General features: G+C 64.5%; 13 protein-coding genes. 4 read left to right on the top strand and 9 right to left on the bottom strand.

Annotation, left to right across the window (positions count from 1 at the left end):
* Positions 1 to 10: 10 nt before the first annotated feature.
* The gene (locus O1Y97_RS11950; protein ID WP_318764125.1) at positions 11 to 883 is read left to right on the top strand and encodes an SUMF1/EgtB/PvdO family nonheme iron enzyme; all 873 of its coding nucleotides are present in this window, start codon (positions 11 to 13) and stop codon (positions 881 to 883) included.
* Between the two features lie 77 nt (positions 884 to 960).
* On the opposite strand, the gene O1Y97_RS11945 is transcribed toward O1Y97_RS11950, so the two are convergent.
* Both O1Y97_RS11945 and O1Y97_RS11940 read right to left on the bottom strand, forming a co-directional pair.
* On the bottom strand, positions 961 to 2,166 hold the full coding sequence (locus O1Y97_RS11945) for an NnrS family protein (protein ID WP_318764124.1): 1,206 nt from the start codon (positions 2,164 to 2,166) through the stop codon (positions 961 to 963).
* A gap of 78 nt (positions 2,167 to 2,244) precedes the next feature.
* Complete coding sequence (locus O1Y97_RS11940) at positions 2,245 to 2,688, bottom strand: pseudoazurin (protein ID WP_108607518.1); 444 nt, start codon at positions 2,686 to 2,688, stop codon at positions 2,245 to 2,247.
* A gap of 146 nt (positions 2,689 to 2,834) precedes the next feature.
* On the opposite strand from O1Y97_RS11940, the gene O1Y97_RS11935 reads away from it, so the two are divergent.
* Complete coding sequence (locus O1Y97_RS11935; protein ID WP_108607517.1) at positions 2,835 to 3,539, top strand: Crp/Fnr family transcriptional regulator; 705 nt, start codon at positions 2,835 to 2,837, stop codon at positions 3,537 to 3,539.
* A 16-nt stretch (positions 3,540 to 3,555) separates the two neighbouring features.
* On the opposite strand, the gene O1Y97_RS11930 is transcribed toward O1Y97_RS11935, so the two are convergent.
* From O1Y97_RS11930 to napE, 7 genes are all read right to left on the bottom strand, one after another.
* Complete coding sequence (locus O1Y97_RS11930; protein ID WP_108607516.1) at positions 3,556 to 3,756, bottom strand: DUF1858 domain-containing protein; 201 nt, start codon at positions 3,754 to 3,756, stop codon at positions 3,556 to 3,558.
* A gap of 91 nt (positions 3,757 to 3,847) precedes the next feature.
* Entirely contained in the window at positions 3,848 to 4,564 is a 717-nt protein-coding gene (locus O1Y97_RS11925; protein ID WP_108607515.1) for a cytochrome c3 family protein, read from the bottom strand.
* A gap of 4 nt (positions 4,565 to 4,568) precedes the next feature.
* Positions 4,569 to 5,072 (bottom strand): nitrate reductase cytochrome c-type subunit, encoded by a 504-nt coding sequence (locus tag O1Y97_RS11920; protein WP_318764123.1) that lies wholly within the window; start codon positions 5,070 to 5,072, stop codon positions 4,569 to 4,571.
* Positions 5,042 to 7,546 (bottom strand): periplasmic nitrate reductase subunit alpha, encoded by a 2,505-nt coding sequence (napA, locus tag O1Y97_RS11915; protein WP_318764122.1) that lies wholly within the window; start codon positions 7,544 to 7,546, stop codon positions 5,042 to 5,044. Before napA ends, O1Y97_RS11920 begins: the two co-directional genes overlap by 31 nt.
* Positions 7,543 to 7,809 (bottom strand): chaperone NapD, encoded by a 267-nt coding sequence (locus O1Y97_RS11910; protein WP_318764121.1) that lies wholly within the window; start codon positions 7,807 to 7,809, stop codon positions 7,543 to 7,545. Before O1Y97_RS11910 ends, napA begins: the two co-directional genes overlap by 4 nt.
* Positions 7,802 to 8,305, bottom strand: a complete 504-nt coding sequence (gene napF / locus O1Y97_RS11905; protein ID WP_318764120.1) for a ferredoxin-type protein NapF — start codon at positions 8,303 to 8,305, stop codon at positions 7,802 to 7,804. The genes O1Y97_RS11910 and napF overlap by 8 nt, the downstream gene beginning before the upstream one ends.
* Positions 8,306 to 8,309: 4 nt before the next feature.
* On the bottom strand, positions 8,310 to 8,501 hold the full coding sequence (napE, locus tag O1Y97_RS11900; RefSeq protein WP_108607510.1) for a periplasmic nitrate reductase, NapE protein: 192 nt from the start codon (positions 8,499 to 8,501) through the stop codon (positions 8,310 to 8,312).
* A gap of 305 nt (positions 8,502 to 8,806) precedes the next feature.
* Here napE and O1Y97_RS11895 point away from each other — a divergent pair, with 305 nt between their 5' ends.
* Both O1Y97_RS11895 and O1Y97_RS11890 read left to right on the top strand, forming a co-directional pair.
* Positions 8,807 to 10,471, top strand: a complete 1,665-nt coding sequence (locus O1Y97_RS11895; RefSeq protein ID WP_318764119.1) for a flagellin N-terminal helical domain-containing protein — start codon at positions 8,807 to 8,809, stop codon at positions 10,469 to 10,471.
* Between the two features lie 149 nt (positions 10,472 to 10,620).
* Positions 10,621 to 12,519, top strand: a complete 1,899-nt coding sequence (locus O1Y97_RS11890) for a sigma-54-dependent Fis family transcriptional regulator (protein WP_318764201.1) — start codon at positions 10,621 to 10,623, stop codon at positions 12,517 to 12,519.
* Positions 12,520 to 12,714: the final 195 nt, after the last annotated feature.

The following is a 12,714-nucleotide window of genomic DNA, read 5'->3' as shown; positions in this document are numbered from 1 at the left end:
GATGAGATCGATGAAACCCGGCTTTCTCCTGACCACGGCACTCGTGATCCCCGCCATCGCGCTGGCCGTCTACCTGACCCGTGATCCAGCCGGGCTCGCCGCCCCGCCGGCAATGGCCTCGCCGCAGACGGTCGCCATTGCCCCCGGGCGGCTGGCCTACAGGCTGCCCGGCGAGTTCCAGACCGCCGAGCGCCCGGTCGATGCGCCGGAGGATCGCGTCCGCTTACGCCGTTCCTTCGACATCATGGCCTATCAGGTCAGCGCTGCCGACTATGCCCTCTGTGTCGCCGATGGCGCATGTGATCAGGCGGATGGCGCCTTCCAGCGCGCTGAAAACCTGCCCGCGACCGGCGTAAGCTTCCGCGATGCCAACGCCTATGCCCAGTGGCTGTCGCACAAGACAGGAGAAGGCTGGCGGCTACCGACCGACGAGGAGTGGGCGTTCGCGGCAGCCGAACGTTTCAGCGACGAGGGTATCGACCCCAACGGCGGCAGCGACGCCATCGCTCGCTGGCTGGCGCGCTACCGCAGCGAATCCGAGGCGGCCAGGGGACGTGATCCCGAGCCCAAGCCGCAGGGCCATTTCGGCGCCAATTCCAATGGCCTCCACGATGTCGGCGGCAATGTCTGGGAGTGGACGACGACCTGCTACCGCCGGGTGGCGCTCGACAAGAACGGGCGCGTCGACACCAGCACAGACAATTGCGGCGTGCGGGTCGTCGCCGGCAAGCATCGCGGCTACATGTCGTTCTTCATCCGCGACGGCAAGAGCGGCGGCTGTGCGGCAGGCCTGCCGCCCGACAACCTCGGCATCCGCCTCGTCAGGGAGCGTCCGTCGATGCTGTCTGCGTTCAAGGCGCTCTGGCGCGGCGCCACCGGCTAGGCAATTCCAAAAAGAAGGGCCCGGACCTCCGATGGAGATCCGGGCCTTTTTCGTTTCGGCAATTCAGGCCAACCTTGTCACGACGGTGCAGGGTTGGCTTGCCGCGCGCGCAGCTTGGGACGCAGCAGCATGCCGCCATAGACTGCCGCATAGCCCAAGAAAGCGAGTGTCCAGGCAGCGGCAGACGCGTGCAGCAGCGGTGTCATGCCTGGCAGGAAAGCGTAGGCGATTCTGAGGATTGCCGACGCGACGACTGCAACGAAGACCATGCAGGTGGCGTTGCCGGCATGCAGCGCGCGTCCCGTATGCCCAAGCGTGGCCCGCGACATCACCGCAAGCGTCATCGCGCCGATTGCGCCGGTGCCGAAGGCATGCAGGCCTGCGGCCGGTGCCACGACTTCGGGCAGGAGGACCGCGAGCGCGGCCAGCACGAACCCGACCGGCACGAAGGCATAAGCCACGTGCAGGATGACCACCAGCGGATCGCGCCAGGTGCGCTCGCCGGCCCAGCGACTGAACCTTGCCACGTTGAGCGCCCCTGCCGCGAGCAGTGCTGCGCCGCTCGCCACATGATCCGGAAAGCAGGTCCAGGCCAGAAGCGCGGCTGCAGAGCCCAAGATCGTGACGGCATCGAAGCGATTGAACGGCACCGGCAACCGCCCCGGAGCCTGGCGCGCCAGCCAGTTGCGGGTGAAGCTCGGAATGATGCGGCCGCCGATGATCATGATCAGCACCACGGTCGCGCCGACCCCGAGCCGCCGGGCGATGTCGGCCTCGCCGTTGAAATGCACTTCGAGATGGTAGGCGACATTGGCGGCAAACAGGACGCCGACCGGCACAAGCACCTTGAGATTGCGCCAGTTTCGGCCGGCGATGATCTCGACGGCGGCTGCCACGGCGACCGCCAGCAGGAACGAACTGTCGATCGCGGCGGCGGCGAGCCAACCGATGTCGGCCGAGAAGAACACTGCGAAGCGGCCGGCCAGCCAGATCGCCACCAGTGCCGCCAGCGGCAGCCCCTGCACCGGCAACCGCCCTGTCCAGTTGGGAATGGCGGTGAGCAGGAACCCGGTGACGATGGCCGCGACATAGCCGAAGATCATTTCGTGGATATGCCAGTCGACCGGGGTGAAGACGCTCGCCGTCTCCAGCCGCCCGTAGAGCATCGGCAACCACGCCAGGATGGTCAGGCCGGCATAAAGCGAGCCGAACAGGAAGAACGGCCTAAAGCCGTAGGAAAGCACGGCGGGATAGTTTCCCGGCCGAACGCGTGGAATAGCCATGACAGCCCCTCCAACGGGAAATGCCGGGTGGAACCACTCCACCCGGCTGGCTTAGAGACAGATTTGAATGCCCCGCACTCAGTTGCCTGCGGGCACCTGCGCCAGAAGCGCTTCGAACGACTTCTTGGCCTTGCCCATTTGCTTGACGGCCTTCGCCTGCTCGAGATTGGTCGGCTTGCCGACCACGATCAGTGCCACCATGCCCATGCCGTAGTGCGGCGTGCACTTGACGCCGTAGACGCCCTCCTTGTCGAGGGTGACGGAAATCTTCTCATTCATCTTGCCCTTGAAGGGCGTCGCACCCTCCGGGATCATGCCCTTGATGCTTTCGGCGTCGTGAGACTTGTCGGTCGGCACGAAGGTGATGGTATCGCCAGGTGCGGCGACGACGAAATCGGGCTGGAACACCATCGCGCCCTTTTCGCCCTTGTTGAGCATCTGGATCTCGATTTCGGCGGCCTGCGCGACACCGGCCAGAAGCATGGCTGCGAACGCGGCTGCGGTGGCAATGGCGTATTTCATGATCTTTTCTTTCCTTTCACGACGGCTCCAGCCGTTGGGCCTTGCCTATGTCGTTTTTGCCGGGGACACTTTGATCCAGCGCAAACCGCAGTGAGTTAATCTGTGGTTTCGGAGAGCAGGATCGGGCACTCGCAGGAGCAACTGAAATGAGCCGTCTTGACCGCTCGCTAATCGCCGGCTTGCCCGTCTTCCAGGGCATGACCCCGGCGGACCTCGACCGTGTCCTCCAGCAGGCGCGTTCACTGCGCATCGCCAAGGACCAGACGGTCTTCGAGCAGGAAGGAGACGCGCACTCCTTCTTCCTCCTGCTCGACGGCCACGTTCGCGTCGTCAAGACGACGCCCGACGGCCAGCAGGTCATCGTGCGCTACATCAGCCCGGGTGAGCTGATGGGCATCGCCCATGCGCTGGGACGCACCACCTACCCCGCCAGCGCCGTTGCCGCCGTCGACTGCGTCGTGCTCGCCTGGCCCGGCAATCTGTGGCCGGACCTGGCCGGGTCCTTCCCGAGCTTTGCCACCGGCACCTACAAGACTGTCGGCACCCGGCTCCAGGAGGCCCAGGCCCGCGTCGTCGAGCTGGCCACCGAGCAGGTCGAGCAGCGCGTCGCCCACGCGCTGTTGCGGCTGGTCAAGCAGACGGGACGCAAGACCGAGGAAGGCATCCTCATCGACTTCCCGATTTCACGCCAGGACATCGCCGAGATGACGGGCACGACGCTGCACACCGTCAGCCGGCTGCTCACCGCCTGGGAGGAAAAGGGACTGGTGAAAAGCGGACGCCAGAAAGTCACCGTGGTCGAGCCGCACCGGCTGTTCGCGCTGGCCGAAGGGCGCGCCGACAAGGGCTGACGGGCAGTCTGCGTCCTCACTTCATTGCGCTCGTCAGGTCGCGAACCAGCACGTCCTCGTCCAGGTGATGCTCCCGCGCGGCATCTGCAACGGTGTGGAACGAGGCGATCGGGCAGCCGACGCAGATCAGGCCGTGGCCGAGCATCACGCGTATGGTTCCCGGCCATTGGCGCATGATCGCGTCCATGCTCATGTCGTCGTTGAAACGTGGCTTCATCGTCGCTCGCCGCTTGTGAAGCCACGACAATGGACGTTTCCGGCCTCGCGATCATTGCGCGCGGACAAACAGAACGCGGATTGCGCCGGCCTCAGTCCAGCGCCATGGCCTCCATGGGCAAGCCGGCATGGGAAGCCTTGACGTAGCGGTCGAGGGCATCGACGGCCGAGGATTGCGGCAGCTGGTTGCCCTGCAGTTCCGGCGGCACCTGCCAGCCGGGTGCGATGCCCTTCATGTTGGGCAGTTCGTGGGCGATGCCCTTGTGGCAGTCGATGCAGGTCGCCTTGCCGGAAAGCAGGTAGCGCGTGTGGATTTCGGCGGCGCGCTGCGTCTGGCGCGTCAGGTCCATCGCCACCGACGAGTGGCAGTTGCGGCATTCGAGGCTGTCATTGGCCTTCAGCCGCGCCCATTCGTGCTGGGCAAGCTCCAGTCGTTTGTCCAGGAACTTGCGCCGGGTGTCGATCGTCCCGAAAATCTTGCCCCAGACCTCCTTCGAGGCCTGCATCTTGCGGGCGATCTTGTCGGTCCATTGGTGCGGCACATGACAATCCGGACAGGACGCACGCACGCCTGACCGGTTGGCGAAGTGGATCGTATGGGTCAGTTCCTGGTAGACGTTGTCGCGCATCTCATGGCACGAGGTGCAGAATTTCTCCGTGTTGGTGACCTCCAGCGCGGTGTTGAATGCGCCCCAGAACATCACGCCGCCGACAAAGCCGCCGAGCGTCAGGAAGCCGAGGCTCAGCGTGCCGGCCGGTGTACTGACGATCTGCCACGCCCACAGCAGCCACTCCTTCAATCGTTGCATGGGCCTACTCGCTGCCGGCGGGCTTGAAGCCCAGTTCGCTCATGTCCTTGAAACGGTTCTCGACCAGTGGCCGCACATCCGCCTGCGGCACGTGGCATTCGGTGCAGAAATAGCGCCGCGGCGAGACGTCGGCCAACATCTGGCCTTCGCGCGTCATGTAGTGGGTGACGCTGATCATCGGCGCCCCCGAACTCTGGGTGAACTCGCGCTTGTGGCAGGACAGGCAGCGGTTGGTGTTGACCGAGAGCTGATAGCCTTCGATCGAATGCGGGATGACCGGCGGCTGCTCGGGATAGGCGCGCATCTTGCGAACGTCGTCGGTCACCCATTTGGGAACCGGCGCCGCCGGGATCGTTTCCATCGGCGACGGTGGCCCCGTCAGTTCGGGGGACTTGTCGGCAGCCATCTGGGCCAGCGCCGCCGTGCCCGCGCAGAACCGCGTGACGAAGACAAGCGCAGGGACGCTGCGCCGCAAGCTCATGCGACCGGAACGATCTTGACTGCGCATTTCTTGAAATCCGTCTGCTTGGAGATGGGATCGGTGGCGTCGAGCGTGACCTTGTTGATGAGCTGGCTGGCGTCGAACCACGGCACGAAGATCACCCCGCTCGGCATCCGGTTGCGCCCACGTGTCTCGATGCGCGAGCGGATTTCGCCGCGCCGCGAGATCACCCGCACCTCGGCGCCCTGGTTGATGCCGCGCTTGCGCGCGTCGTCGGCATTCATGAAGCAGCGCGCGCCGGGGAACGCCTTGTAGAGCTCGGGCACGCGCAGCGTCATCGAGCCGGAGTGCCAGTGCTCGAGCACGCGCCCGGTGACCAGCCAGATGTCGAACTCCTCGTCCGGCGATTCCGCCGGCGGCTCGTAGGGCACGGCAAGGATCACCGCCCTGCCGTCGGGGCGGCCGTAGAACTTGACCCCCTCGCCCGGCTTCACATAAGGATCGAGGCCCTCCCGGTAGCGCCAGCGCGTTTCCTTGCCGTCGACCACCGGCCAGCGCAGCCCGCGCACCTCGTGATAGGTGTCGTAGGGCGCCAGGTCGTGGCCGTGACCGCGGCCGAAGGTGGCATATTCCTCGAACAGGCCCTTCTGGATGTAAAAGCCGAACTCGGTGGCCTCGTTGTTGGCGTAGTCCGGGTTGATCTCGCTGCGCGGGAACTTGTCGACATTGCCGTTGCCGAACAACACGTCGAACAGCGCCTTGCCGCGATAGGCCGGATTGGCGTCGAGGATTTCCTTCGGCCAGACCTCGTCGGTGGTGAAATGCTTCGAGAACTCGGCCAGTTGCCAAAGGTCCGAGCGCGCCTCGCCGGGGGCCTGGACCAGTTGATGCCAGACATGGGTGCGGCGCTCGGCATTGCCGTAGGCGCCCTCCTTCTCGACCCACATCGCGGCGGGCAGGATGATGTCGGCCGACATCGTCGTCACGGTCGGGTAGGCGTCGGAGACGACGATGAAATTGTCCGGGTTGCGATAGCCGGGATAGGCCTCGTTGCTGCTGTTGGGCGAAGCCTGGATGTTGTTGTTGACCTGCACCCAGTAAAAATTGAGCTTGCCGTCCTTGAGCATCCGGTCCTGTTCGACCGCATGAAAGCCCGGCTTGTCCGGCAAGAGACCGGGCGGCAGCTTCCAGATTTCCTCGGCGTGCTTGCGGTGCTCGGGATTGGTGACCACCATGTCGGCCGGCAGGCGATGGGCGAAGGTACCGACCTCGCGCGCCGTGCCGCAGGCCGAGGGCTGGCCGGTCAGCGAGAACGGGCTGTTGCCCGGCTCGGAGATTTTGCCTGTCAGCAGATGCAGGTTGTAGACCATCTGGTTGGCCCAGACCCCGCGCACATGCTGGTTGAAGCCCATCGTCCACAGCGACATCACCTTGCGGCCGGGATCGGCGTAGAGTTCGGCGAGCTCTTCGAGAAATCCCTTCTCGACGCCGGTCAGTTCGGCGACCTTGTCCAGCGTGTATTCCGAAACCAGCTTCTTGAACGCCTCGAAGTCCGTCGGCTCCATGTTTGCGGCATTGGCCGCGCCCTTGGCGGCAACCTCGCGCGGATCTTCCGGCCTCAGGCCATAACCGATGTCGGTCTCGCCGCGCATGAACACGGTATGGTTCTTGACGAAGTCCTCGTTGACCCGGCCCGTCGTGATGATGTGGTTGGCGATGTAGTTGAGGATGGCGAGGTCGGTTCCGGGCTTGAACACGACAGGAATGTCGGCAAGGTCCATGCTGCGATGGGTGAAGGTCGACAGCACCGCCACCTTGACGTGTTCGTGTCCAAGTCGCCGGTCGGCCAGACGCGTCCACAGGATCGGATGCATCTCGGCCATGTTCGAGCCCCACAGCACGAAGGCGTCGGCAGCCTCGAAATCGTCGTAGCAGCCCATCGGCTCGTCCATGCCGAAGGTGCGCATGAAGGCGTAGGCGGCGGATGCCATGCAGTGGCGGGCGTTGGGATCGAGATTGTTGGAGCGGAAGCCGGCGCGCATCAGCTTGGTCGCGGCGTAACCTTCGAAGATGGTCCACTGGCCGGAGCCGAACATGCCTAGTGCCGTTGGTCCCTTCTCCTTGAGCACCGCCTTGACCCGCTCGGCCATCAGGCCGAAGGCCTCGTCCCAGCTCACCGGCTCGAATTCGCCGTCCTTGTCGTAGGCTCCGTTGCGCTTGCGCATGAGCGGCGTCGTCAGTCGGTCGGCGCCATACATGATCTTGGACAGGAAATAGCCCTTCACGCAGTTGAGGCCGCGGTTGACCTCGGCCTGGGTGTCGCCATGGCTGGCGACCACCTGGCCGTCCTTGACGCCGACCATGACGCCGCAGCCGGTGCCGCAGAAGCGGCACGGCGCCTTCGACCACTTGATCTCCAGCGAGCCGACCCCGCCAGGGATGGGCTGCGCCGACGCCGGCAGTGCAATGCCTGCCGTTGCAGCCGCAACGGCCGCCGCCTGCGCCTTCAGGAGCTCGCGTCGGTTCAATTCTGCGGTCATGGTGCCGAGCCCTCCAGTTCCTCGATATGTTCAAAGACCATGTTGGCCGCGACCACGCCGTCGAGGGCGCCAAGCGCTGTGAGCTGCGCGCCCAGCTCGCCGGCGCTTTCGCCTTCCATCACGACCACGATGCGGTTGTTTTCCTGCGCCCGGATTTCCGGGCCGCCCATGGCGACGATCACATCGGCCACTTCGGCCAGCCGCCCGGGCATGACGGCGATCACCGCGCTCGATATGTGGTGGTAGCGTCTTTCGTCAGCCATCGACGGCCTCCGGCATGCGTGACGCGACCGCAATCGCCTGCGACGGGCATGGCCCAATACAGGCACCGCAGCCGGTGCAGGCACTCTCGTTCAACTCCGGCACGAATGGCCCGCCGATGCGGGGTCGGAAAACGATCGCCGATTCCGGACAGGCGTCACGGCAAGTCATGCAGGACACTCCGCTGCGGGCCAGGCAGGCGTCTGAAATGGCCACGACATGTGCAAAGGCGGGCGGCGCAGCACGATCGAAAACGGGTTTCGGGCAAACCGTGGCGCAGTCGCCGCAAAGCAGGCACTCGCCGGCCTGGAAATCCAGCGACGGCTTGCCTTCGACCAGCGCGATGATGGCGCTCGGGCAGGCTTCGACGCAGGCACCGCAACCGGTGCAGGAGGCAAGTCCATCTTCAAGGGTGCCCGGAGGCAGGATTCTTCGCACCGGCTGTTCGTCGCGACCGGTCAGGAACGACCTGCGGCTGATGCTGCCCGGCACCGCCATCGGCTCAACCTCCCGGAGGTCCGGGCGGCCCGAAGATGATCTGCCACATCCAGACCATGAAGCCGTAGCCGCCGACGACGCCCACGGCGACGATGGGCCAGATTCCGAAGGCCAGAACGAGGAACGCCAAGAGCTCTTTGCGGCGCGTGGAAACACCAGGCCGAACGGTGCCGGAGTTTCCTTGGTCCTGGGTCATGATCCCCTCATGTGCCTTGGACAGGAAAGTGCATTCGCGACGGGAAGGTTACTCCAACAGATCATCTTTGCAACTCTGCCGGCAGGCGATTGTGCTTGTACGAAGCAGCGATGGGGTCGCAGCGGGCGCCGCCATGACCTGGGCGGCGGTGCAATGCGCAGGCGCGCCGCCAGGAGCGACGGCGGGCAAATTGCATCAAGACATCGGCCGCCGTTTACGATTTATTAACCATACCATATCCATTTGTTGACGAAATAAACTTTGCATCTACTCGAAAATACTATTTCATAACTTTGCAGATCAGCATGACAAGCATATTGACGAATTCCACTTCAATGACCGCCCTGCAGGCATTGAAGGCCGCAAGCTCGAGCCTTGAGGCGACGCAAGGCCAGGTCAGCACCGGCCTTCGCATTTCGGAGGCGTCGCACAATGCAGCCTACTGGTCGATCGCCACCACCATGCGCTCCGACAACATGGCGCTGTCGACAGTTTCCGACGCCCTTGGCCTGGGGATCGCGCGGGCCGACATTGCCTACACCGCGCTCGATTCAACCGTAGGACTGCTTTCGGATTTCAGCGCCAAGGTCATCCTCGCCAAGGATCAACCGGACAACCGGGCCAAGATACAGACCGAGTTGGAAAACCTGAAACAGCAGATCGCAAGTATCGCAACCTCCGCCAATTTCAACGGAGCGAACTGGCTGAACACCGAACATCCCGGCAATCTGGCCGAACTCTCGGACTACAAGACGGCAATCGTGTCTTCGTTCGTCAGGTCACCGGAAGGCCATGCTTCGATCGGCAAGACTGACGTGAACCTCCTCCGCACGAGCCTGTTCAATGTCGGTGGCGGCGGTGCGTTGCAGGCGGATCCCAGGAGCCTGGGAGACATCGGCGGATTGCGCGGCCAGAGCCTGAACACCAATGGGGCCATGGGCTTCCAGGACTTCGGCTTCACCGGTGCTGTCGCCATTGGCGACACCGAGGCGATACGCTTTACCTTGACGCTGGACGAAGGCCTCCATGCGGCCGGGCAGACTTTCGATGTCGTGATCGACAAGGCGCTGGTCAGCGCCGAACTCGGAACCACCGATGGCCAGATCAACACCATCGCCGAGATGCAGAGAGTACTCGAGGCGGCGCTCAACGACGCCGGTGCGCCCGCTGTCGTCAGTATCGCAGGGAGCAGGTTCGCAATCCGGAGCGAGGAATTGACGGGAGAGTCGGGTTCAAGCGTCTCAGTGGCGCTGACCGAGACCATCGGCGGACAGGCTGCGGGTCTGGAAAATCCGCTGGCTGGAAACATCCGCGACAGTTACGCGACAACAGGCCTTCTCTTCGCCGGCCCCTTCCGCGTCCACAACGATGTGGAATTCAGCTTCGAGATCGAAGTCAGCGGCAACACGCCGGTCAGGATCACCATCGACCGTGCCATGGTCGACGCGGCTCTCGGAACCACCGACGGCATCGTGGCCGATCCCGACCAGCTTGCTGTCCTGCTCGACCACGCACTCGACGGCCAGGGCATCAACGTCGTCGCAACCAGCAACTTTGTAAGATTGCTCATCGACGACACGGTGCATCCGAACGCCGGCTCGCGATCCACGATCGCCTTGAGAGATGTCGCCGACAATGTCGGGATATTGCCTGACTCCGACCTGATGGACGTCGACGTCTCCGCTCCGTCAGCTCTGGACAATTACATCTCCGGTCTCGACGGCATGCTGAAGAAGGTCATGACCGCTGCCAGCGAACTGGGCGCCCTGAAAAAGAGCCTGAACCTGCAGGCCGATTTCGCAAAAAGCCTTTCGGATTCGCTCAGTCGCGGGGTCGGTCAGCTCGTCGATGCGAACATGGACAAGGCGTCGACCAGGCTCACCGCGCTGCAGACCCAGCAGCAACTGGCGATCCAGTCGCTGCAGATCGCCAACGCCAACCCCCAATCGATCCTGCAACTGTTCCGATAACGTGCCGCCTGCCCCGGCATCGCGGCTCTCCGCCCGCACCGCACCCCCTCGGCCTTTAGTCTCCTTTACAATGCCCTGAGGCCATGCAGTCATGTGGCATCAGGAGAAAATGGGAGGGCGGTGCGTTGGGAGGCGCGCCGCGATTGCCGATGTTTTCGCATTCCGACCATATTCGCGAGATCGAAAGCGTCAGCCTCGGTGCTTCGACCGGGCGCGACGAGCAGGTGGTCAAGTCGTGGCTGCGCTGCATCGAGCAGCATCGTCTCGACCCGACCCAGGCGTGCGAAGCCTACATCCTGCCAGATGGGGAACTGCGCGAGCATCGCCAGCAGTCGGAGGAGCTGATCGCCATCGCCCGCTCCGGCCTCGAAAACCTGTTCCGGCAGGTGGCCGGCCAGAACTACGTGCTGCTGCTGTCCGACCGCAAGGGCGTGACGGTCGAGTTTCTCGGCGACCCGCTGTTCGACAACAACCTGCGCAAGGCCGGCCTCTACCTCGGCTCGGAATGGTCGGAAGCACGCGCCGGAACCTGTGCCGTCGGCGCCTGCCTGGAGGCGGGCGAGGCCCTGACCATCCACCAGACCGACCATTTCGACAACACCCATACGCCTTTGTCCTGCACGGCGGCACCCGTCTACGACATCCGCGGCGACCTTGCCGCGGTGCTCGACATTTCGCTGCTGAGTTCGCCGATCCGCAAGACCAGCCAGAATCTGGCGCTGCATCTGGTAGCTGCCACCGTGCGCCGCATCGAACTCGCCAATTTGATGGCCCAGACCCGCGACGAATGGGTGCTGCGTTTTGCCCGGTCGCCGGAATTCCTCGACGTCGACCCGGAGGCCGCGATTTCCATCGACGGCGCGGGACGCATCATCGGCATGACCCATGGCGGCGCCAAGATCCTGGCGCGTTCGGTCGGGCTCGACTGGCGCCAGCCGGACGGCCTGATCGGCCAGCCGATCGCGCGCTTCTTCGACATGGAGATCGACGACCTGCCGGATCTCACCCGGCGGCGGCCGACGCAGGACCGGCTGGTTTTCGCCCGCGACGGCAACGCGCTGTTTGCCCACGCCATCGAACCGCACCACAAGGTCCAGGCGCCAACAATTGCGCGCGACCAGATCCCGGTTTCGCTGCGCGGCCTGAGCGGCGGCGATCCACAGATGGCGGCACTCCAGGCCAAGGCGGCAAAACTCGCCGGCAGGCCGCTGCCCATCCTGCTCCAGGGCGAAACCGGCACCGGCAAGGAATATCTCGCCAAAGCGATCCACGACGGCGCTGCCGCCAAGGGCAAGTTCGTCGCCATCAACTGCGCCGCCATCCCTGAGCAGTTGATCGAAAGCGAACTGTTCGGCCATTTGCCGGGCGCCTTCACCGGCGCCTCGGCCAAGGGCCGCAAGGGGCTGATCGAAGAGGCCGACGGCGGCACGCTGTTCCTCGACGAGATCGGCGATATGCCGCTTCCGCTGCAAAGCCGCTTCCTGCGCGTGCTGGCCGAAAGGGAGGTGCTTCCCGTCGGTGCTTCGCGGCCGAAGCCGGTCAATCTCAGGGTCATCTCGGCATCTCACCGCGACCTTGGTTCACTCGTGCAGGAAGGGCGTTTCCGCGAGGACCTCTACTATCGCCTGAACGCCGCGACACTTTCCATCCCGCCGCTGCGTGAGCGCCGCGACTTCGACTGGCTGCTCGACACGGTCATCGCCCGCCATCGCCTGGACGGCGAAACGCTGACAATGGCGCCCGCGGCACTGCTCGCCCTGCGCGCCCATGGCTGGCCGGGCAACATCCGCGAACTCGACAACGTCATCGCGGTTGCGGCAGCGCTCTGCCAGGACGGCGTGATCGAGCTTTGCGATCTGCCCGAGATCATGGCGTCGGTGACCGAGCTGACCGACCGCCTGGACGATGCGGACTCCGGCCCGGCCGCACTGCAGGCGATGCTTGCCGCGTGCAACTGGAACGTCTCCGAAACCGCCCGCCGCATGGGCCTCGACCGTTCTACCATCCACCGCCAGATCAAGCGCTACGGGCTGACCGCGCTCCACTGAGCTGTTGCAGCGCCTGCTGCAACAGCTGTGGCGTGCGCCAGGCGCGCTGCAACAGGTGTTGCCCCACCTCCCCCCGGAAATACCGGGCTTTCCCGCCATCCGCGACTTGGCACGGCACTTGCTGTGCATGGAGCGACTGGAATCGGAGGAAAGCCATGTCGAACAGTTCGGGCATCCACGCCCTGCTGGCCCCTG

Source organism: Aminobacter niigataensis (genome assembly GCF_946995915.1).
Classification (GTDB): Bacteria; Pseudomonadota; Alphaproteobacteria; order Rhizobiales; family Rhizobiaceae; genus Aminobacter; species Aminobacter niigataensis.
Note: the sequence above shows the minus strand (reverse complement) of the source record. Positions and strands in the feature narration are given on the sequence as shown.

Excerpts from the sequence above, each read along its gene's own strand:
- O1Y97_RS11935 (WP_108607517.1), top strand. The coding sequence starts at position 2,835 with ATGAGCCGTCTTGACCGCTCGCTAATCGCCGGCTTGCCCGTCTTCCAG.
- napF (WP_318764120.1), bottom strand. The coding sequence starts at position 8,305 with ATGGCGGTGCCGGGCAGCATCAGCCGCAGGTCGTTCCTGACCGGTCGC.
- O1Y97_RS11920 (WP_318764123.1), bottom strand. The coding sequence starts at position 5,072 with ATGCGCAGTCAAGATCGTTCCGGTCGCATGAGCTTGCGGCGCAGCGTC.
- napA (WP_318764122.1), bottom strand. The coding sequence starts at position 7,546 with ATGACCGCAGAATTGAACCGACGCGAGCTCCTGAAGGCGCAGGCGGCG.
- O1Y97_RS11925 (WP_108607515.1), bottom strand. The coding sequence starts at position 4,564 with ATGCAACGATTGAAGGAGTGGCTGCTGTGGGCGTGGCAGATCGTCAGT.
- O1Y97_RS11945 (WP_318764124.1), bottom strand. The coding sequence starts at position 2,166 with ATGGCTATTCCACGCGTTCGGCCGGGAAACTATCCCGCCGTGCTTTCC.
- O1Y97_RS11930 (WP_108607516.1), bottom strand. The coding sequence starts at position 3,756 with ATGAAGCCACGTTTCAACGACGACATGAGCATGGACGCGATCATGCGC.
- O1Y97_RS11890 (WP_318764201.1), top strand. The coding sequence starts at position 10,621 with ATGTTTTCGCATTCCGACCATATTCGCGAGATCGAAAGCGTCAGCCTC.
- napE (WP_108607510.1), bottom strand. The coding sequence starts at position 8,501 with ATGACCCAGGACCAAGGAAACTCCGGCACCGTTCGGCCTGGTGTTTCC.
- O1Y97_RS11895 (WP_318764119.1), top strand. The coding sequence starts at position 8,807 with ATGACAAGCATATTGACGAATTCCACTTCAATGACCGCCCTGCAGGCA.
- O1Y97_RS11950 (WP_318764125.1), top strand. The coding sequence starts at position 11 with ATGAAACCCGGCTTTCTCCTGACCACGGCACTCGTGATCCCCGCCATC.
- O1Y97_RS11940 (WP_108607518.1), bottom strand. The coding sequence starts at position 2,688 with ATGAAATACGCCATTGCCACCGCAGCCGCGTTCGCAGCCATGCTTCTG.
- O1Y97_RS11910 (WP_318764121.1), bottom strand. The coding sequence starts at position 7,809 with ATGGCTGACGAAAGACGCTACCACCACATATCGAGCGCGGTGATCGCC.